This is a genomic window from Fortiea sp. LEGE XX443 (assembly GCF_015206815.1).
Classification (GTDB): Bacteria; Cyanobacteriota; Cyanobacteriia; order Cyanobacteriales; family Nostocaceae; genus Nostoc_B.
Genome location: NZ_JADEXZ010000020.1, coordinates 18303 through 39971 on the forward strand (window position 1 = coordinate 18303; position 21669 = coordinate 39971).

The 21669-nt window shown below is 39.1% G+C and carries 16 protein-coding genes and 1 pseudogene; 9 read left to right on the forward strand and 8 right to left on the reverse strand.

Annotation, left to right across the window (positions count from 1 at the left end; all coding sequences use genetic code 11):
* The first annotated feature begins 124 nt into the window (after window positions 1–124).
* On the forward strand, window positions 125–1744 hold the full coding sequence (locus IQ259_RS10170; RefSeq protein WP_193884285.1) for a glycosyltransferase family 39 protein: 1620 nt from the start codon (window positions 125–127) through the stop codon (window positions 1742–1744).
* Between the two features lie 119 nt (window positions 1745–1863).
* Here the strand turns inward: IQ259_RS10170 and IQ259_RS10175 are convergent, their stop codons facing one another.
* A complete protein-coding gene (locus IQ259_RS10175; RefSeq protein WP_193884287.1) occupies window positions 1864–2265 on the reverse strand; it encodes a fasciclin domain-containing protein in 402 nt (133 codons plus the stop codon).
* A gap of 783 nt (window positions 2266–3048) precedes the next feature.
* Here IQ259_RS10175 and IQ259_RS10180 point away from each other — a divergent pair.
* A complete protein-coding gene (locus IQ259_RS10180; RefSeq protein WP_193884289.1) occupies window positions 3049–3534 on the forward strand; it encodes an allophycocyanin in 486 nt (161 codons plus the stop codon).
* A gap of 233 nt (window positions 3535–3767) precedes the next feature.
* Here the strand turns inward: IQ259_RS10180 and IQ259_RS10185 are convergent, their stop codons facing one another.
* Entirely contained in the window at window positions 3768–4148 is a 381-nt protein-coding gene (locus IQ259_RS10185) for a hypothetical protein (RefSeq protein WP_193884290.1), read from the reverse strand.
* A gap of 475 nt (window positions 4149–4623) precedes the next feature.
* Between IQ259_RS10185 and IQ259_RS10190 the strand changes: the two genes are divergently transcribed.
* Window positions 4624–6495: a chloride channel protein gene (locus IQ259_RS10190; RefSeq protein WP_193884292.1), complete on the forward strand. Its 1872-nt coding sequence runs from the start codon at window positions 4624–4626 to the stop codon at window positions 6493–6495.
* Between the two features lie 84 nt (window positions 6496–6579).
* Here the strand turns inward: IQ259_RS10190 and IQ259_RS10195 are convergent, their stop codons facing one another.
* Entirely contained in the window at window positions 6580–6993 is a 414-nt protein-coding gene (locus IQ259_RS10195; protein ID WP_193884294.1) for an AbrB family transcriptional regulator, read from the reverse strand.
* Between the two features lie 492 nt (window positions 6994–7485).
* Here IQ259_RS10195 and IQ259_RS10200 point away from each other — a divergent pair, with 492 nt between their 5' ends.
* From IQ259_RS10200 to pyrR, 3 genes are read left to right on the forward strand one after another with little or no spacing between them, the layout of a single operon-like run.
* On the forward strand, window positions 7486–7932 hold the full coding sequence (locus IQ259_RS10200; protein WP_193884296.1) for an RrF2 family transcriptional regulator: 447 nt from the start codon (window positions 7486–7488) through the stop codon (window positions 7930–7932).
* A gap of 42 nt (window positions 7933–7974) precedes the next feature.
* A complete protein-coding gene (gene cbiB, locus IQ259_RS10205; RefSeq protein WP_193884298.1) occupies window positions 7975–8943 on the forward strand; it encodes an adenosylcobinamide-phosphate synthase CbiB in 969 nt (322 codons plus the stop codon).
* A 40-nt stretch (window positions 8944–8983) separates the two neighbouring features.
* Window positions 8984–9520 carry a bifunctional pyr operon transcriptional regulator/uracil phosphoribosyltransferase PyrR gene (pyrR, locus tag IQ259_RS10210; RefSeq protein ID WP_193884300.1) on the forward strand — a complete coding sequence of 179 codons (537 nt, stop codon included), beginning with the start codon at window positions 8984–8986 and terminating at the stop codon, window positions 9518–9520.
* Window positions 9521–9587: 67 nt separating this feature from the next.
* On the opposite strand, the gene IQ259_RS10215 is transcribed toward pyrR, so the two are convergent.
* Together IQ259_RS10215 and IQ259_RS10220 are read right to left on the reverse strand one after the other, a co-directional pair.
* Complete coding sequence (locus tag IQ259_RS10215) at window positions 9588–11480, reverse strand: response regulator (protein ID WP_193884302.1); 1893 nt, start codon at window positions 11478–11480, stop codon at window positions 9588–9590.
* A 334-nt stretch (window positions 11481–11814) separates the two neighbouring features.
* Window positions 11815–14661 (reverse strand): PAS domain S-box protein, encoded by a 2847-nt coding sequence (locus IQ259_RS10220; protein WP_193884304.1) that lies wholly within the window; start codon window positions 14659–14661, stop codon window positions 11815–11817.
* Window positions 14662–15314: 653 nt separating this feature from the next.
* Here IQ259_RS10220 and IQ259_RS10225 point away from each other — a divergent pair.
* Complete coding sequence (locus IQ259_RS10225) at window positions 15315–15800, forward strand: molybdenum cofactor biosynthesis protein MoaE (RefSeq protein WP_193884305.1); 486 nt, start codon at window positions 15315–15317, stop codon at window positions 15798–15800.
* A 93-nt stretch (window positions 15801–15893) separates the two neighbouring features.
* On the opposite strand, the gene IQ259_RS10230 is transcribed toward IQ259_RS10225, so the two are convergent.
* The 3 genes from IQ259_RS10230 to IQ259_RS10240 all read right to left on the reverse strand — a co-directional run bounded on the left by IQ259_RS10230 (window position 15894) and on the right by IQ259_RS10240 (window position 20708).
* Window positions 15894–18110: a dynamin family protein gene (locus IQ259_RS10230; protein WP_193884307.1), complete on the reverse strand. Its 2217-nt coding sequence runs from the start codon at window positions 18108–18110 to the stop codon at window positions 15894–15896.
* A 173-nt stretch (window positions 18111–18283) separates the two neighbouring features.
* Window positions 18284–20365, reverse strand: a complete 2082-nt coding sequence (locus IQ259_RS10235; protein WP_193884309.1) for a dynamin family protein — start codon at window positions 20363–20365, stop codon at window positions 18284–18286.
* 16 nt (window positions 20366–20381) lie between these two features.
* The gene (locus IQ259_RS10240) at window positions 20382–20708 is read right to left on the reverse strand and encodes a DUF3040 domain-containing protein (RefSeq protein WP_193884311.1); all 327 of its coding nucleotides are present in this window, start codon (window positions 20706–20708) and stop codon (window positions 20382–20384) included.
* Between the two features lie 503 nt (window positions 20709–21211).
* Here IQ259_RS10240 and IQ259_RS27755 point away from each other — a divergent pair.
* Both IQ259_RS27755 and IQ259_RS10245 read left to right on the forward strand, forming a co-directional pair.
* Window positions 21212–21307 (forward strand): annotated as a pseudogene (locus tag IQ259_RS27755) (Uma2 family endonuclease); the annotation flags it as partial.
* Entirely contained in the window at window positions 21297–21482 is a 186-nt protein-coding gene (locus IQ259_RS10245; protein ID WP_193884313.1) for a hypothetical protein, read from the forward strand. The pseudogene IQ259_RS27755 and the gene IQ259_RS10245, both read left to right, overlap by 11 nt.
* Window positions 21483–21669 lie beyond the last annotated feature (187 nt).

The window sequence follows — 21669 nt, forward strand, 5'->3', positions numbered from 1 at the left end:
GAAAATTGAGTTAACCTGGGAATTTAGTAATTGTAAAGATAAATGTTGTTAGAGAGTGCAACATTCGAGATGCACTTTGGTCTCTGTGTGGTCAAACCAGCAAGTAAAATGATGATCGTAGAATATGCAAGAAGGAAGCTTTATTTGGGGTCATCTAGAAAAGCCGCATCGTGCGCTTGACAAATGGATTGATCGAACTTGGGTAGTAGTGTTGTTGTTGGCAGCAGTCCTATTGTTTAGTATCAATCTAGGAGGATTGCCTCTGCGCGATTGGGATGAAGGGACTGTGGCACAAATTTCCCGTGAAATTTGGAATGCGCCAGTAGGCTCAATGCGTTGGCTTTATCCCACCTTAGGTGGTGAACCTTACCATAACAAGCCACCTCTGATGCCTGTGTTAATTGCCGGGATTTACCATATTGCCGGTGTCAATGAGTGGACAACCCGTTTACCAGGAGCAATTTTAACAGCGCTTTCTGTACCATTAGTTTATTGCATTGGTCGAGAAATATTTCGCCAACGTTGGGCAGCTATTTATAGTGCTTTAATTTACCTGACAATGTTGCCTGTGGTGCGTTATGGCAGATTAGCAATTTTGGATGGTGTAGTCGTTTGCTTTTTGCTGGTGATGATGCTGTGCGTGTTGCGATCGCGGCGTGATTTGCGCTATTGCTTGGGAGTTGGTGTGAGTTTTGGGTTGATTTGCCTAACTCAAGGGGTTGTAGGCATATTTCTGGGTGCGATCGCCATTGTATTTTTGTATTGGGATACACCTAGATTGCTTAGTAGTTACTATTTCTGGACAGCTATCTTCATTGGGATTTTGCCTGCGGTGGGTTGGTATGTCGCCCAACTCTGGCGTTATGGTTATGCTTTTGCAGAAGTTGGCTTACTGCACCAATCCCTCAACCGGGTTGAAACATTTGTTGTTAAGACTTCTCCAGCACCTTGGTATTACATGATTGATCTGCTGAAGTGGACATGGCCTTGGTTATTATTTTTACCACAAACTGTGCGTTATACCTGGGAAAACCGCAACCTTAGTTGGGCAAAACTAGTGCAGGTGTGGTGTGGTGTTTACTTGTTAAGTATTTCCCTGATGGATGCAAAGCTACCTTGGTATATATTCCCCATCTACCCAGGTTTAGCTTTAGGTTTTGGTGCATTGTTAGCAGAGACAGAAAACTTACCTTTACCGTCATCTTATCCTCGTAGTTGGATAGCTGGTCTGTCCATCCTGGCTGTGATGGCTTCTGCTGGTAGTATGTACTTCAGTTGGGGTATACCACCAAAAACCGATTTACAACTGATTTTTGCCGCAGTTGCTTTAACAATGATTTTGGCAGCCATTTTAGCAGAACGAGGTGACGGGCAATTTTTGAAAATTTTATTTTGGGGAACTTATATTTCACTATTTTTATTAGTGAAATCTAACTATTGGGTTTGGGAATTATCAGAAGCTTATCCCGTTAAACCAGTCGCCACCATGATATCCCGTGCTAATCCCGTTGTGAAAAAGATTTACACATCTTTTCCTCGCCATCGTTCCTCCTTAGATTTTTATAGCGATCGCACTATTATTCCCGCTACTGTTGGCGAACTACAATATTATTGGCACTACAACGGCAAACCATACTTTTTAATCAATGCAGCTGCTATCCACAATCTCCAACTAGAATCAATGAAAGTAATTGATCAAGCTGAAGGTTGGAAATTGATCACAAAAGAAACACCTCGTTTATGAGGGGATTGGAGTTTGCTTTCTGGATAAAAGTATTGACTAAAATATATCTACACATATGTGGGGCGGCGACTATTTGTAGTCGCCGCCCCGCATATACTAATCTCTATCTAAGCATTTACTTAGGCAGGAATCAATACAGTGTCAATAACGTGAATGACACCGTTATCAGCAGCAACATCGGCTGTTGCAACAGTTGCATCATTTACTTTGACACCATTAGAAGCGTCAATTTTCACATCAGAACCTTCAATTGTAGTAGCTGATTTCAGCTTAACCACTTCACCGGATAATACCTTGCCTGAAACGACATGGTAGGTCAGAATTTTCTTGAGCTTTGGAATGTCTTTAAGTAATGTATCTACTGTGCCTTCTGGAAGTTTAGCAAATGCTTCATCAGTGGGTGCAAAGACAGTAAATGGCCCAGCACCTTTAAGAGTATCTACCAGATTAGCAGCTTTGATTGCAGCAACTAGGGTATTGAAAGAACCAGCCTTAACGGCAGTATCAATTATGTCAGCCAAGGTTTTTACCTAGTTTGGTGCAATCTATTAATCACTATAGTCTAGTTTCTAAAAAATAGTATTTACTGTTACAGATTTGTCTAATCAATTAAATTAAAAGCAAACTAAATACTGTATGTATTTTATACAAAAAATATAATTTTAATTTTTGACTTAATACGCAATAGATGTCAAAATTTATAACTTGTAAAAAAAGTAAAATATAACTGCTATACTAAACGGGTAAGGTTAAAAATAGCTTACCTATATATTGATCAAGAGTAGCGCTCACATTACGAGGATTACAACCAAGTTTTGAGAATATAGCAGTCATAAAAAGTTAGAAAGTTTAGGAATTTCAGACTAATTACAGCAAATTTTAAGGCATCAGTTTTTAATAGAAAAAACTGAAAAACATAAATTTGAACAACCAATATATATCTAAAGTAGTGCCAATAAATATCAGGTAAGTTTGAAAGAAGCAAATACAAGCTTTATTAAACTTAAAGGGGCAAAATGCCTGATTGCAGAATTCATACCCATAATTTAAACTCTGCACATTACTTTCATGAATTCTGTTAATTAATTGACTTAGACAAATAAAAAAATTTGTGTGTCTTAATGTTAGGTAAGTCCTTGACTTGACATTTACAAGCACTAAGTAATTACTTTTTCTAAAGTTCTAAGTCTTAATTCAAAGTAACAAGAACTCTTAACTAGTAGCTGTTTTGATGCTGACTAGTTAGTAACTCTTGAAATCCCAGTATAGTGAACCTAATTTCATTTTTTTAAAGGAGTCTATTAATGAGCCTGATAGTAAAATCAATTCTCAACGCGGATGCTGAAGCTCGCTATCTTACTCCTGGAGAATTAGAGCCAATTAAAAACTTTGTCAAGAGTGGTGAGCGTCGTCTGCGCGTTGTTCAAAGTTTAACAGAAAACCGCGATCGCATAGTTAAGCAAGCTGGAAATCAGATGTTTCAAAAGCGTCCAGATATTGTCTCACCTGGTGGTAACGCTTACGGTCAGGAAATGACAGCAACTTGTCTGCGTGATCTGGATTATTACCTGCGCTTGGTTACTTACAGCGTTGTAGCTGGTGATACCACACCTATTCAAGAGATTGGGGTCATAGGTGCTCGTGAAATGTATCGGTCTCTTGGCACTCCCATTGAAGCCGTAGCCGAAGGTATTCGTGGCATGAAGAATGCAGCCACCTCCATGATGTCAGCAGAAGATTCTAACGAAGTGAGCGCTTACTTCGACTACCTAATCGCAGGTCTCCAGTAGAGCAGTTAATTTTCTGTCAACTTTAGTTATTACTACATGAGGGAGTAATTATGTCGAAAGAGAAAAAAGGTAATAGAGAAGTCAAAAAACAAAAAAAAGATCCTGATAAAAAAAAGAGAAAAAAGATCCAAATAGATATGATGGGTTAACTAAATAATTATCTAGTAATTCTAGTTGTTCAGATCCCCGACTTCTTTAAGAAGTCGGGGATCTTGTGTAGGCAATACTCGTTCTTAGTCCCTAGTTTTTTCTTGAATTGTCTCGGTTTTAGGCAATACTGGCTCGTCGTGATTGGTATTTTGCTGAGTTATAGCGATCGCACTGAATAAAATTGTACTACCCAGTGCTAGAGCAACCAAAGGCCGCTTCAGGGGGATAAAATCCCGGATAATTCTAGCTAACGGGCTGCTTTGACGGCGTAATGCCGAACAGAGCATCATTTGCCTAAAAGTAAAGGGATCACGAACATAATGACCGCTACGACAGACTACTAATCGTTCCTGGCAATACGGACAGGTAAACAAACCTATGTAAGTTTTGATTGGTTTGGGTCTAGCATTTCTTTGGCAAATTGGGCAAGTAACATAATGATTATCAAAGATGGGTGTATTCATTTACCTTGTCCGCCTAGTCCATCTACTCGCTCTATAAAAATAGTTATATTGAATTTTTGAGCAATGCTTAGTAGGCTTCCCAGTTTAGTATGACGACAATAGCCAATCATAAATCCAGTGTTCTACTAGGGATAACTCAATGGTAGCAACACGAGTATAGCTAGATTTTAGTGAGGATGGCTCCTGTTTGTTGCTTACCCTTAGTACATATACTTAATTTATCGATACTTTCTTGTATCTATAGAAAATTGATCAACTGTTCACTTGTAGAATACCAGCGATCGCAGACCATTGAATATTAATTTTCCCTTACATAAGCTGTTCTCCCCAGAAAAATTTCACCCAACCAATTTTTTGATCAAAGCTTGATAAATCCGGGCGCTCTAACTCACTTGTCTGGTTGATAAATAATGACTCACAATGGGAAGTAACAGATAAAAATTTAAATTTTCTCTCACATTTACCCCAACTTTCAATGACTCTCCTGCCTCCCAGCGATCTGAGGAAGGTAATGGAACAACCTGCATTTCCTACACCTTCTACACGTCTAACACATCTGATTAACCGTTTTCAACCTTCACCTGAAACAGTTGTGCTGTTTTTAGCAATGCTCATTGGTGGTGGTACTGGCATGGGTGTAGTGACATTTCACTATTTAATTCAGCTGATTCACCATCTAATGCTAGAAGATTTGATGAGTGTGATTGGTGCTTGGGGAGCCTGGACTTTAGCCTGTGTCCCGATCATGGGCGGACTAATTGTGGGATTAATGCGCTGGCGCACTCAAGATTTTGGGCCTGGCTTGTCATCTTTAATTGCGGCTGCTCAAGGAACGGCTATTAAGCGCCCCTTAAGGCCAGTCACAAAGATGATCGCTGCATCTGTTTCCTTGGGAAGTGGTGCTTCTTTGGGGCCAGAAGGGCCGAGTGTCGAAATTGGTGCTAATTTTGGGATGTTGTTGTCTCTCATCCTCCAAGTCTCCCAAGAACGCCAGCGTTTGCTATTAAGTGCTGGGGCGGCGGCGGGATTAGCGGCGGGATTTAATGCACCGATCGCTGGGGTATTTTTTGCGCTAGAAGTAGTTATGGGCGCAACATCCTTTGCGACTTCTGCTGTAAGTGTGGTACTTCTAGCCGCCGTTGTCGCCGCATTAATTGCCCAAATAGGTTTAGGGGCGCAACCTGCCTTTGCTTTACCTGTATACCAAGTCCGCAGTCCCCTAGAATTACCTCTCTATCTAGGTTTAGGTTTAGGAGCAAGTCTAGTTTCTCTGGCTTATACAGAATTAATTCGGTTAGCCAAAGCTGGTTTTGCTGGCTCAGTTCCTGGTTTTGAATTTTTCAAAGGCATTCCTAAGTCAATTCATCCAATCATTGGCGGCGTAATTGTCGGGTTAGTAGCTTTGCAATTTCCGCAGATTTTAGGTATTGGTTATGGTACTGTCCAAGCCATGCTGCAAGATGTGGAGTTTTCCTTAAATCTTTTAGTGGCGTTGCTGGTAGTCAAATTGCTGATGACTGCAATTAGCGCTGGTAGCGGTTTTGTGGGCGGTTTATTTGCCCCAGCTATGTTTTTGGGTGCTTCTTTTGGCTCGGCTTATGCGAAAATTTTGTGTCTCCTAGCTCCCGGACTTGACGCATACATGGCTGCGCCACCAGCCTATGCAATGGTGGGGATGGCGGCGGTGCTGGCGGCTAGTGTGAGAGCGCCATTGACGGCAATCTTAATGCTGTTTGAACTAACTCGTGACTACCGCATTGTTTTACCTTTAATGGCAGCAGTGGGTTTGAGTGTGTGGTTAATAGATCAAATTAAACCAAATGTTAACTCTAACTCGAAACTACAGCAATTTGGTCTAGCTGATTTAAAAGATGAGCAAGCAGAAATTTTGCAGGAAATTTTAGTGGAGGATGCTGTACTTTCCTGTCCAAAAAAATTGCCTGCAACTCTCGGATTGTTAGAAGCGGCGATGGAAATGACCCGCGATCGCTCACGCAGTGCTTTAGTAATTAATGAAGCCGAACAATTAGTCGGGATTATTTCTCTAGAAGATATTAATCGCTCTCTTAATCGCTGGAAAAATTACCAAAATTCTGCTAAAGAAATCAATAGTGAATTATCCAATCAAACTCTCATGGATATCTGCACCACTGAAATTCTTTATGCTTGGCGGGATGAACCTTTATCGGAAGCTTTAGATCGCATGGCTTTGCGTGGTTTGCATCAGTTACCTGTGGTAGCGAGGGACAACCATGAACGGATTTTGGGTTTATTAGAAAAAGAGCAAATTGCTTTAACATGCAGTTTGGCAGTCACCCGAAAAACGCTCCACCAATCTATTCTTTAGTCAATAGTCAATGGTCTTCATCGGTTATTTGTCATTATTTCGACTGCGACTGTTGACTTTGAACTATTGACTCTTGACTATTTACTAAGCCGTAGCTTCTACTTCCTCAAGACCTTCTCTGTCTTCTGGATCTACTTGTCGCAGACGAATGTGCTTCTTCCCTAAAGTGATCAGAAACTCATCTCCTGGCTTAAGATTCATCTGTTTTGTATAAGCTGAACCTATCAATAAGTTACCGTTGGATTGTACACTAATTCGATAGCTGGCACTGCGTCCACCACGTCCATTTGCATTCGGCGCACTATCTAACTGAATGCCTTCGGCATCAATGAGCGCGTTCAAGAATTTCATCATATTGACACGCTCTATCCCATTTTTGGTAACGGTATAGTAGCCGCACTCCTTAGCTTTTTCTTCTTTGCTAAGGTTCTCTAGCTCTTTGACTTTTCTGAGCAGTTCTTCCCCAAGTAAGGGTTCAATTTTTTTCTGTTTAGGCATCAACTTAGATTGAAAATGAATGGTTGAAGTAGTTGAATCGATTTTATTTTAGCTGAGGTTGAGTTAGTAGGAACAAAATCCTTTAGTTTTTATATCAACCTAGCCAAGTATATTACAATCCTAGCCAGAATTGTTGCACAATTATCAATATTGTCAAGACAATCTATTGTGTAGATATCGACAATGCTGATTACTATATATAGTGTGTGAAAAACTGCTAAACTATACTTGTTTAAGTTTTATAAACTAAGGCAAAAAATTCATCTACTCAGTCAGCTTGCTTCTGGGAACACAAAATGATAAGCAAACCTGATCTCTCGTCATTAGTCAACAGGCAAAAGTTAATATTTGAACGATGAACTATGGATTTTTGACTATCTACTGACAGACTAAGGACTCTTGACTATGGATTTTTGAATCAGAATTATAGATTGGTGACTATCTATTTTATGGACTATAGACTTTTGACTATGGACTTTTGACTAAAAAATAATGAAACTAACAACCAAAGGACATTATGGTGTCAAGGCACTGCTAGATTTAAGCTTACAGCCAGATTATGGGCCTGTATCTGTAAGAGCGATCGCCAACCGTCAAAATATTCCGGCACCTTACCTAGAAAAATTGCTAATAGAAATGCGCCGTTCTGGTTTAGTAAAATCAATTCGTGGCAGCATTGGCGGCTACCAACTAGCAAAAGAACCAAGACAAATCTCTATCGGACAAATATTAGAAGCCGTGGGTGAAACCATTACCCACATACCAGATGATCGCCACCCAACACCAATACAGGCAGAAGATTGGGTAACACACACTCTCTGGCAAAGACTAAACCAAAAACTTAAAGAAGCTTTATACAGTATTACATTGGCAGACCTCTATTATGATGCCCGCAGTTGGCAAGCATCTTTAGGGGAAGAAGCAAGTTTTGTTGTTTAGTCAAGAGTCATTGGACAACCATTGACAAAAAACAAAGAATAAATGACATCCATCATTGTTTTCACCATCGCCGCAATTTTAGATTTCTTAATAGGTGATCCTTGGGTTTGGCCTCATCCAGTACAAGTGATGGGATGGGTTATTTCTCGCCTCACGAAATTTTGGTTGCACTTATGTCAGAATTCCATAACACAAAAAATTGCTGGAATTGTGCTGGGAATGATTTTAATCATTGGTAGCGGTTGCATAGGTTGGTTAATAATTCAAGCCGCCAGATGGTTACATCCACTATTGGGGATAGTCATAGAAAGTATTATCCTTGCCAGTTGTTTTGCGTTGAAGAGTTTGCGAACAGCCGCAACAGATGTTTTGCAACCTTTAATTGCGGGAAATTTACCAGAGGCGCAGAAAATTTTAAGTAATTATGTTGGTCGAGATACAGACAACCTGTCAGAAACAGAAATTTTGCGAGCAGTTTTAGAAACCGTCACCGAAAATTCTACAGATGGAGTTATGGCTCCACTTTTTTATGCAATTGTTGGTGCTTGTATACCAAATCTGGGTGCAGTTCCTCTAGCTTTGGCATACAAAGCCAGCAGTACCCTAGATTCAATGGTGGGTTATAAGGAAGCACCTTACACTTATTTGGGCTGGTTTTGTGCGCGGTTAGAAGATTACTTAACTTGGTTCCCTTGTCGCTTAACGGTTATTACCTTGGCACTGTTATCAGGTAAACCATTGCCAGTTTGGCGCATTTGTCGCAGAGATGCCATTCTAGACCCTAGTCCCAACTCTGGTTGGAGTGAATGTGCTTATGCTGCTATTTTGGGTGTACAGATGGGGGGGACAAATTGGTATCGTGGAGTAGCCAAGGAAAAACCATTGCTAGGAGATGCCATTTACCCAATTACGCCGACTACAATTCATCAGGCGTTGCAACTAACTCGCTATAGTTTTTTATTGTGGTTAGGAATAGCGATCGCTATACTATTTTTACTCCCAAACAAGTAATGATAGAAATAATGAGCCTAAGGTCATTTGACCATATCCTATGTCTGCAAAAGTAGTTGAAATTCTCTCATCAGAAGACCTACGGCGCACCTTAACCCGCTTGGCTTCTCAAGTCATCGAAAGGACGCGAGATTTATCTCAATTAATACTCTTGGGTATTTATACCAGAGGAGTACCCTTAGCAGAATTGTTGGCGCGTCAAATTGAGGCACTCGAAGGTGTAAACGTACCTGTGGGAGCCTTAGATATCACCTTTTATCGGGACGACCTTGACAAAATAGGGTTGCGGACTCCTGCTAAAACCAACATCCCCTTTGACCTGACTGGAAAAACTGTGGTTCTTGTGGATGATGTAATTTTCAAAGGTAGAACAATTCGCGCTGCTTTGAACGCTGTCACTGAGTATGGTAGACCAGAAATTATTCGTTTAGCTGTTTTGGTAGACCGAGGTCATCGAGAAGTACCAATTCACGCAGATTTTGTTGGCAAGCAACTACCCACAGCTAAAGAAGAAGTGGTTAAAGTTTACTTACAAGATTTGGATGGACGAGATGCAGTGGAGTTAATTGGAGATTAATAGGCAAATGAGGATGCAGAGAGAGAATCACAAATGACTATTGACTATTTATTGCCGACAATTGTGATTAGTTAATATTTTTGATAACGCTAATCGCTTCTAATAACTGGTTAGCAGTGTAAGGTTTAGATAAAAAAGCTTGAATACCAATATCATAAGCTGCATCCACCTTATCGCTAGAAGCTAGTCCACTGATGGCAATAATTTTGACATTTGGGTTAATTTTTTGCAGTGTGCGGATGGTGGTGATGCCATCCATAGACGGCATTAACATATCTGTTAATACTAGCGATATTTCTTCACGATGTTCGGCGTAAAGAGCTATAGCCTCAATACCGTCGCTGGCTGTGATGGCTTTGTAGTTATAGCTTTCTAGAGATGTTTTAGTAACATCCCGAATGGCGGCTTCATCATCGACAATCAAAATTAGTTCTCCGTTACCGCGAGGAAATTCTGGTTCTAATTCTTCTATGGTTTCTGTTATTTCCTGTGCAGGTAAATATACTTTAAATTGGCTGCCTAGTCCTTCTTCACTGTAGACACTGATAAAACCACCGTGGTTTTTGACAATGCCAATGACTGTAGAAAGTCCAAGTCCAGTACCTTTCCCAAGTTCTTTAGTTGTAAAAAATGGCTCAAATATGCGATCTAAAATTCCTGTGGGAATACCAATGCCTGTGTCAATCACAGAAATCACAACATAAGCTCCAACCTTAGCATCAATGTGCATTTTGGCATAATTTTCATCGACTAGGAGATTTTCAGCGGTAATTTTCAATATTCCACCATTAGGCATGGCATCACGGGCATTAACACATAAATTCATCAACACTTGATGTAGTTGGGTAGCATCACCGGAGATTACCCAGAGGTTTTGCGGAATTCGCGTAGTAATTTCGATAGTTTTGGGAAAAGTTTCTTGAATAATATGTTGGATTTCGACGATTAAGTGCTTGAGTTGCAAAAGGGTACGTTCTCCCTCAATACCACGAGTGAAAGATAGTACTTGCTTGACTAAGTTTGCTCCGCGTTTAGCGTTGGCTGTTAATATTGGTATTAGTTTCCGCGATCGCTCATCTTGTAACTGTGATTCTAAAAGTTGGGCTGTCATTAAAATCGGAGCCAGAATATTATTCAGGTCATGAGCGATACCACTAGCCAATGTGCCAATACTTTCTAATCTTTGGGCGCGGAGAAATTGTGCTTCTAACTGTTGTTTTTGGGTAATATCAGTATTTACTACTAGAATTGATTGGGGTTTGTGTGCAAAATCTCGCACTAGTGTCCAACGGCTTTCGACAATGATTTTTTTGTTGGATGCTGTTGTTTGATGTAGTTCTCCTTGCCAAGAGCCGTTTTTGATTAATAACCGTAGTGCTTCTTGCAAGGGAGACAAGTTTTTTTCCTGCCACAGTTCTTGTGTTTTTTTAGCAATGGCTTCGTTTTGTTTCCAACCATAGAGACTTTCAGCGGCTTTGTTCCAGAATAAAATTTGGTCGTCTAAATCACGTACAAAAATTGCATCGGTGGCCACATCAAGTAATGCTGCTTGTTCGCGGATTTTTTGTTCTGTTTGTTTACGTTCTATGGCATAACGAATGGAACGCTCTAGTAAAGGTGCTGTTAACTGACTTTTTTCTAAATAATCTGCTGCGCCGGCTTTCATGGCTTCGAGGTCAATTTCCCAGTCTCCTTGACCTGTGAGCAAAATTATTGGTGCAGAACAGCCGTTGGCAACTGCTTCGCGTAAAAGTTCTAGTCCGTTGTGGATTCCTAAACGATAATCTACAAGATATATATCATGTTGATGAGTTGCGATCGCCTGTTTTGCCGCTACGTAATTATCTACCCATGACAACTCGCAGCAAGCCACCTGAAATTCACTGAACCAATCACGAGTTAAAATATAGTCGTCTTCGTCATCATCAACTAGCAGAACTCTGATTGGATTTTTGTTCATTTCTTCCTCCCACTACTACTAGTGGTAATTCCACAATTTCACACAATTAAATTCATGCTTTTTCCCAAAATTGCTCCCAAGTTAAAGAGTCTATTTGTAAAATAAAGCTTATTTTAGGTAAACTTAGTAATCCCTCTTTAGGAAGAAAAATTATGTAGGAGGTTTTGTCCTTTTTCTTGGGTTATTTTGAGCAGTTAATTCTACCAAAATGGCGTTTGGCAATTTTCATGTAAACGTTGAAAAATATTAAAGATGCGATCGCTCGCCATACTTCTGTGTATATTAGTGATTAATTTTCGCTCCTGCCTTTACCTACAGTGTGTCTCATCATTTATCACTGTTGATGCAAAATTTTATGCAGAACTTGCAATAATTCTGGTGTTGTGTAGGGTTTGGGTAAAAAAGTTATGTGTCCAGATGATTGATTAGTTAGTACTTGCTCGCTAGTGGCTAGTCCACTCACAGCAATAATGGGTAATTGGGAATTCAGATTTTGTAATGTCCGAATGGTGGTGGCTCCATCCATGTTGGGCATCATCATATCGATAATTGCCACACTAATTTTATTTTGATTTTGGGTGTAAATTGCGATCGCTTCCATGCCATCATTAGCACTAATTGCTTGATAATTATGGTTTTCGAGAGAGGATGTAGTAATTTCTTGAATTGCCGTTTCGTCATCCACAATCAAAACCATTTCTCCCTGTCCATTGGGCATTTCTACATCTGCCGATACCTGAGTTATCTCTGTATTCACCGCTGGTAAATAGATTTTAAATGTTGTGCCTTTGTCTATACAACTGGATACGGTAATAAAACCACCATGTCCTTTAATAATGCCTATGACTGTTGATAAACCTAGCCCCGTACCTTTACCAAATTCTTTAGTCGTAAAAAATGGTTCAAATATTCTATCTAATAAAGCACTATTAATGCCAGTTCCGTCATCACTAACTGTCAAGACGATATATGCACCAACTTGAGCATCAAGATGGATTTGTAAATTATCTTCATCAATCCAGATATTTTCGGCTGATATGCTCAAAGTTCCACCATTGGGCATAGCATCACGGGCGTTAACACATAAATTGATTAATACTTGATGTAATTGGGTGCTATCACCACAAACTGGGGATAAGTCTGGCTGAATTTCAGCAATAAATTCGATAGATTTAGGAAAAGTTTGGTGAATAATCTGCTGAATATCAGTAATTAGGTGCTTAACTTGAATAATGGTGCGATCGCCTTCAACTCCCCGCACAAAGGAAAGGACTTGTTTCACTAAATTAGCACCACGTTTCACATTAGTTTCGATAATTGATAATATCTGATGATTACTTTGGTCTGTGGCTTTATTTTTCAATAGCTGCACAGACATTAAAATTGGCGACAAAACATTATTTAAATCATGAGCAATCCCACTCGCAAGTGTGCCAATACTTTCCATACGTTGGGTGCGTAAAAATTGTTTTTCTAGTTGTTTGCGTTGGGTAATATCAGTGTCTACAACTAAGATAGATTTCGCTTGATTGTGTTCATCGCGTACCAGTGTCCAGCGACTTTCTACAATAAGTTCTTTGCCAACACGGTTAGTTTTGTGCAGTTCTCCTTGCCAATGCCCAGATTTTAATACTGTATTGCGAATTTCTGAATATGGCGATGAAGACCCATGATTTAAAAGTTGGTTTGCATTTTTACCAATTGCTTCTGCGGTTTTCCAACCGTAAAGATTTACAGCACTTTGATTCCAAAGTAAAATTATGTCTGATAAATCTTGTAAAATAATTGCGTCTGTAGCAACATCTAATAATGCTGCTTGTTCACGGAATTTTTGTTCTGTTTGTTTCCGGTCTGTGATATCTTCAAAAATATATAACCGGACACAATATTGATTGTAACGATCGCAAATTTGGGTAGAAAAACGCCGGATAGTACGCCCATTAGTCAAGGCTATCTCATCTTCAACTACACAACAGTCGTCGTCTGTTTGTTGCAATACTTGACAAGAATTCACAAAACTGGGAATATCTACAACTGATTTAAAGACTTCGGGAAGAATATCTTGGTGCTGCAATTCTCCTTGTTCCATCAGTGTTTTGAGATGGGTAATGCCCCAAATTTCACAGAAGCGATCGTTAAAATACAAGATGTTATCGGTGTATTTATCGACAACATAAAATGCCAGTGGCGAGACACTATTCATTGAGTGCAACAGTGTTTCTTTCCAGCGTAATTGTTCTTGGGCTTGCTGCCGTTCACTAATGTCTTCTAATATATATGCAAATTGCGATCGCGTAGCGTCTCCTTGGGAGAATCGCTCAGACGAACTCCCAGCAATTAGCGAGATTGTTGCTGACAGCCATTTTCTGCCTTGAGGAGTGTCGTAAACATCTTCAAACCTCACAGGCGATTGAGTTTGTTCTGCTTGCTGGAAGTAATGTCGCCACTGCTGCAAACATAAGTGTGCTGTGCCTATTTCTTGTTCACAGCAATTTTGCGTAGCTTCTGAGGTAAGCCCAAAAAATCTCGCCGCACTCAGATTATCAGAAATATGCAAAATATCATGATCTACTAACTCTACAATGCCCATCATCATCGGCGCACTGTCGAAGAAACTGTGGAGGGTAGACTTACTTTGGTGCAGTGCTACTTGTGCTTGCTGGTACTCTGTTTTGATGTATGACAGTTCCGCCAAGTTCCGCCGGATTTCTAGTTGTCTAACTATCAAGCGACTAATAGCTTGCAGTGATTCCAGGTGTTTTGGGCTAATTTCCCGTGGTGTGCTGTCTACTATAGACACAGTACCAATTACTTCTCCTCCCGGTGCAAATAAAGGCACACCAGCGTAAAATCTTACATGTGGCTCTGATATCACGACTACTTCTGTGCTAAACCGCACATCTAACAGAGTGTCAGGAATCACCAAAGTATCTTTTTGCTCAAGACAAAAGCGACAAAAGCCCATATTTAAAGGCATTTGTTGGATATCTAACCCAACTTTGGCTTTAAACCACTGACGGTTAGCATCAATAAAATTAATTAAAGCTATGGGTGTGTCACAAATCTGCGCCGCTAAAAATACTAAATCATCAAATGCTTGTTCTGGTGCAGTATCCAGAATTTGATACTGATGTAAAGCCTTTAGCCTTGCTGCTTCATAGTTACACACTACAGTTTTCATTACACTTTTCCTAAATATTTATTGATTGATTTACCGCTTGCTTTTGCATTTATCCCAGTTTTTAAAAGAGTAATCTGACACTAAACCGTTGCTGACCAGAAGTCTAGTTTTAAGCGCTATATTCACTTACTTAATTAGTAGCCCAAATAAATAAAGTTGGTTATTTACAAATTTTACGGTGAACGCACTTAAGCCTAAACAAACCAATAAGTAGAATTATCTAAAAGAGTCAGCAGTTTTTATTATTCTAATTATAGTAATCTTCCCTAAGAAGGATGACACAAAAAAGTTTATATTTGAACCACTTTACGCCAAATTTTGCTAATTTCAGATATTATTTAGGGTTTATGCTTGATTTTGCCCGATTACTACAGATCGGATCAGAATTTTCACAAACCAAAAATATCTGTAGAGACGTTGCATTGCAAATTCTCTAAGTAGGTCGGTGTTAAAAATTGTCGTTATGACAAGGCAGGAGGCAGAAGGCAGAAGGGAAGAGGTTTTCAAGCTACTTTACTTTCCGTTACATAGTTCGGTTTATTTGCACCTTTCTACTTACAATCCACCGATAACGTTAAATAAACCGTATTAGGGCAGCCTTTTAATTAAGCGTAATATACTTAGTAGTGGGTATGCTTACTTCTAAGAATATTATGACTAATACATTTACTGCACCTGTTAAGCCTAAAACTGAAGATAGTTTTGCTATTACCTTTGCGCCATTATCCCTTGAAGAAATCTATGCTAAGGCTAATGCACCAACGAATGGTGCGGTGGTGGTAATGAGTGGTATGGTGCGAAATAACACTGATGGACAATCAGTAGTTGCTTTAGAATATCAAGCATACGAACCAATGGCAATGGGCGTGTTTTATCAAATTGCTGCTGATATACGCAAATCTTGGACTGATGTCAATCGAGTCGTAATTCATCACCGTATTGGACGGTTACAAGTTGGGGAAATCAGCGTTTTAGTTGCAGTTGGGTGTCCTCATCGGGGTGAGGCTTTTGAAGCATGTCGCTACGCTATTGATACCCTCAAACATAACGCACCCATTTGGAAAAAAGAACACTGGGAGAATGGTTCTAGTACTTGGGTAAGTATTGGCGCTTGTGAACAATCTGGGGAAAACTGTTAACTTAAATCTTGCATCGAGAAATACAAAAGTCAAATCCTTGACTAAATAGAAGAAGAAACAAGACTATTTGGAGAAAAATAATTTTTAAATGAATCAACTTTTAACAGTAGATAATACTGTATAAGCTTCATTAAGTAAACGCATTTTTTCTTGCGCTTGTTTCTGCATTTGAGGTTGGTTAACAAATAAATCAGGATGCCATTTTTTGACTAAATTTTTATAAGCCTGTTTAATATCAGCAAAAGCCGCATCTTGTGGCAATTCTAAAATTTTATAGGCGCGAGCAATTTTATCTTTTTCACCTTGGCTTTCGGGTGGTTTCTGTGCTTGAGTATTTTGATTTGTCTGCTGCTTATTCTGAAAACCGGGAGAACGCATTTCGGCTTTCATACGTGCTATTTCTTCATCCATTTCCCAGTTACGAAACTTTGCTTCTAACTCTGCTGGATTAGGCGAAGGAGTAGTTTTTGGTGGTGGTGCATAAACTTGCTGTTTTGGAGGCTCAACCTTTTTTTCAGTAGTTTTAGCTGTGTTTTCCCGTTGTGGAGGACGAGTATAAATTCGTTCTTGCTTTCGATAAGATTGTTGTTGAGGTTGAGGGTGACTAACTTTTGGTATTTCTGTGTAAGGTTGATATTTAGTAGGAATTCTAGCCTTTTCTAGCTCACTCAGTAATTGATTAAATCCCTGTTGTAGTCGCAGTAGATTTTCTCTTGTTTGAGTAACTTCTTCGGGTTCTTGAGCAACTTGAAAGTAAATGACTTTCTCAGCTTGGCGTTCAAACTCAGATAATATTGATAAAGCTCGACTACTAAATTGAGATAAATATTCTTCAGTTGCATTTACACAAAGTTTAGCAACTTGCTGATGATAAGATTCGGTTGTTAATTTTTCTTCTTGCTGTTGAATATTCTTGTTTAATAAATAAGAAATACTACCAGCAACCGCAGCACCTACAGGGCCACCTAAAAACCAACCAATACCACCACCAATTGCGATGGAACCCGATTCACTCAATTTATCTGTATTATCTGGCTTAGGTGGTAAAATTATTTGTGGTTCGCAAGGAAAGGGGATGTGCAAATCTTCTGGCCTTTCTGCTTGGAAAAATTCATAAGCTTGATATAGCCATTTGACTACAGCTAATTGCAACTGGGTGAAGTCTTTTTTGAGAGTGTTTGTTTGCCAAGTTTTAAAATTATTTTCTGCTAAAGCAACTGCGGCATCAGCTTGATATTTTGCTAGGAGTTTGGGTAAACTTAACCAGTCACACAACTCAGAAATACTGCTATTAAAGCCTTGATTAATTAAATTAACTGCTTTTTGTTTAATTTCAATTTTAGCGTTTTGCTTTTCTGTAAAAGTTTGAATTTCAAGATAAATAGGGTCAATTTTAGATTTTAATGCTTGTTGGAGTTGAAATGCGATCGCCTGTACTCTCGGCAACCGTACACTACCCCGATTTTGCTGTAAAATGCCAACAATATTTTGCAAAGCCGTCTCAAAGGCTACTAAACCACTACTACTAGCCGCAGCCACATCTCCTTTTAACCTAGCGCGTAAGGCTGGTAAAGCATCAACCCGATATAAATTACTAAACCCCGCAGGTAATTCAGCGCGAAAACTTTCTGCAACAAATAACAGGCGGTTTTGAACTTGCTTTTGCTCCTCTGGTTCAAGTAAGTTCAGAAAATTAGCAACAAAAATAACTGTTTTAATTCCTCTATCTAATAGCCAATCTCGCAAGTTTTCTCGTTCACCTAAAGTCATTAACTTACGTGCATCGAGTAATTGTACAACTAAGTCTGCACCAAGTAATTGTTCTCTAACTAAACTATCTTGTTCATCTCTGTCATTTGTTCCCGGTAAATCAAGAAACTCTACACCTGTTTCTAAAAAAGTATGAGGACAAAAAACTTCCACAGACACCACATCTTTTCGCATCTGTCTGTTGCCGTCAAGAATTGCAAATTGCTGTAATATTTCTATGCCATTGCGGTAAACTTCTGTACCATCTGCCAACATGATGCGAGTCCGTATATTACTACCATATTTAACAGTAATTGCTGCACCTGTTGTAGGAATCAAATCAATTGGTAACGTGCGAGTTCCTAATATGGCATTTAGTAAGGTAGATTTGCCATGATTAAAGGGGCCAAATACCGCAATTCTAAAGTTAGGATTAGTTAGATAGTTGCAGACAGAATTTACATCTTGATGCAGTTGTGAGGTGCGTTCTAAATTTAGTGATTCAGATGCAGATTTTAGAGAGGTTGCTAATTTTTGGTAATTTTCATCCTGTTTTGACATATTTCCCTGGTTATTATCTGCATTTAAATTTAGTGTAGCTTTGTTTTAACGCAAAGTTGCGCGGAGAGTTTTTTAAGACAATTTGTTATGTTCCAAAATAATTGGGTGTATATGAAAACCACAGATATATGAAGATGAATTATCTTTGTATGTCTGTGGTTGAATTATGTAACTTAACTATAGTAAGCTAATAGATTACTATAACTTGCCTCAATTTTTTGCAGTTGAGTTATCACATCTTCTTGTAATGTTTTCAAGCGCTTCAATTCACTTTCACGATTAATTTCCCGTGTTTCTTTTTGCTTCACCAAGTTATCTAACTCAGATTTGCGAGAAGTAATATCATCATTAATTCGCTGACTTACTTCTTTTTCGTAAGCATCAAAACATTCTTTAACTGCATTGTATACAGTTTGTGATTGCTCATTAGCGACTTGTGGTAAGTATCTGATTAACTCTTTTTTGGCAGTTTTAACTAACTCTTTACGCGCTTGATCTGCTTGCAAAAAGCCCACACCCAAGCCAAGTAAAGCAAAGCCAATTGGCCCAAGAAAAATGCCTGTAACTGCTGTAATTACACCGCCAATACCAATTACAGTGAAGTAATTGAGCAAGATATTTTTCCAATCAAATCCTGCGCCAGCTAATGCGACACCTGCTAAATTTCCTTTAGTTAAAGATAATAATCCCATTGCCCATTTTGCCCAACCAGGAGAGTTATCACTTTCATTGGAAGTAGTAGCGTTAATGTTAACTTTTTGACCTGTAAGTTTTTCGGTGATTTCATCGGTAACTTTGTTGTATGATGCGCCATATTGTGAAGCACTGCGAGATAGTTCTTTAAAGGCTGTATTGATATCTTTTTCTGCATTTAAAGTCCAAGCCGCAGATTTATCAGTGATATACTGCTCAAAGGCTTTTTGTAATGCTGCATTAAAGGCTTCTCGTTTACCACTGCTGAGGAAATCTAACAAATTTAATTCTGGTTGATAGCGCAAGAAATCAGTTTCAAAGGTATTACCTAAGTTTAAAACGTAGCTGCGGAATGATTCTGATATTGTTCGCGCTTGAGTGTCTCTAGTGTTGATGATTTCTTTTTGAAATTGATCGCGGATACCTGTAAGTTTTTTGAATTCTGGTTCTACTGACTCAAGGCGTTTTTTTAATTCTTCTACATCTTGATCGAGTAAAGGTATACGTCTAGCAACGGCTTCGCGGGCATGGTTACAGGCTTGTCTAGCTAAAGTTCTAACTTGACGGAGTTCTGCGATCGCTCTTTCTCTGGTAAGAAAAGTATTAATAGCTCCCATAAACTCTGTAAAGCCAGTTCCGCTTAAATCAGCTTGGGGATTCTTCAACCGTCGTCTGAGTGCTTGGATTGAGGAGATTTCAAACACTCGCTCATCATAAATATCTTGACCATCTACATAACAATAATCAGCCAAATTCGCTTTAAATACTTGTCTGAGTCTATCTTCTGCTGCTTTTAATTCTGCTGTATCGTCGGGGTCAATTAATGATTCTTTCACCTGATCCCAAGCGTTGATTAAGAAGAAAACTGATAACCCCCGACCTTTAATGTAATTTTCTAAATAGCGTCGTTCGCCCAGTGTACAAGGTTGCGAAGCTCTCATGACAAATAAAATTGCATGGCAGTTATTCACATAACCTAAAGATAGTTCATTCCGCGCTTCTGTATCATTCAAGCCTGGGCTATCAACAATTTCAATGCCCTTTTCTAGCAATGTTAAAGGATACTCAACGACTGCATAATCAACATCAGGAAACGCTTGTTTTTTTTCTTGTTCTAATTTTTTTGCTTCTGCCGGATCGATGGTATATTTATACTTAAAACTCTGAAAGTCTAGCTGTTGTGGAATTTTACCATCATTAAAATGAATGGTAACTTTTTTTTCTGCCCCATAGCGTAAAATTGTTAATACAGCAGTACAGGGGTTAACATCACTCGGTAATAAATTCTCTCCAATTAAAGCATTCAAAAATGTACTTTTGCCCCGCTTCATATCGCCTAATACTAAAAGGCGAAATACCCCTTGACGCAGATTTTTACTAGCTAATGTAATATCTTCAATATTCCGTTCTAAGCTCAGTTTTCCTGAAGAAGAGTCTCCTGCTAACTCAGCTTTAGTGATTGTCTCAGCCAGATTATTCAAATATGTAGAAATATCTGAACGTACTTGAGCTACTCGTTCTAAATCTTTCAGAAACTGGTCAGTTAATACTTGATTACTCATTACAATAATACCCTAATTAAGGTTTGCTTTTTTGGGATTCAAAAAATAGTTTGTAAGACATCCATACCAGTGCTGCAAGAATAATTACGCCAGCAACGGCTGAGGCTATTTTGGCAGCAACCAGTGCCGCAACACCCAAAGCAAATAGCTTTCCGGCGAGGATAGCTTTTTTTACCCAAGGCTTTTGAGAATTTTCTGGCTGATGCTTCACAGTTTGATGAAAAGTTGCTTGAGAACCATGAATGTCAGTTTCTATTTCCCGAAGTCGTAATTCAACTTCTCTCTCGCGCAGTATACGTTCTCGCTGTTCCAGTTTTTGACGGTGATCTTCTTCAGATTTCATCGGTGTTTACTCCGTTTAGAACAAAGAAATGATCTCGGCACTCAAAAGTTAGTCACTGTGTATGTTAACTTACAAAAATCCTCATGAACTCCAGTAATATTACGGCTTTAGCCGCGTCGCTTGTTGAAATCAAGCTAAAAGTTAGATTCCACAAAATCCATTTGCATTCCAGAAATTTTAGAGAAAAATTATCATAAAACTAGTATTTTTTAGTCTGATTTAGTTGTGATATTTCTTTACTTAACTAATTAAACCTCGTCTACTTTGAGAATCGTAGTTTTTTATCGAGATTATGAGATTGCTTCCTTACGTCGCAATGACACAACAAAATAATCAAAAACTCCAGATCCCAAGATAGATGAGGTTTAGGTATGAAAATTTCTCTGAATACTTGCAGGATGACATGGGAATCTCATAAATGTTCCTCCTAACAATAATGGTTTGCGGGAAAATAAAAATTAAGTTGAGCGCTTAGTTTAGTAGCCAACTGGGAGAAAACTACTATGCTTTCATCGCCTTTAGTCGTGCGAATTCCGCCATCAATGCAAATGACAGACGCACAGTTTTTTGAGTTTTGCCAAATTAATCGTGACTTACGGAACGCAATTAATTTGGCGAGATATCAATTTAGGAGACAAGCAAGGGGCGATCGCCAACTACAATCAAGCAGTACAACTTTACTTGCAGCAGAACAAGATAAGTAATTTAGGACTTACGCAAGAACTCTCTGAAACCTTCTTAACTTTGTGTCCTACCCTGCGGGTTCGCTCTTAGCGTTCTTGTAGAGTAGCCGCTTGCGCGTCTATGTGTCCTTCTCCCAAGGGTAGACGCTATGCGTAGACTTCGGCGTGAGCTCAGTCGAACGCTTGCTTAAGCGCAAGGGTATGCGGTAGCCTACGGCAAGCCCTTCGGTCTACGTTTTTCCATAATTTTGCGTAAGTCCTATAATTATCAAGATGCT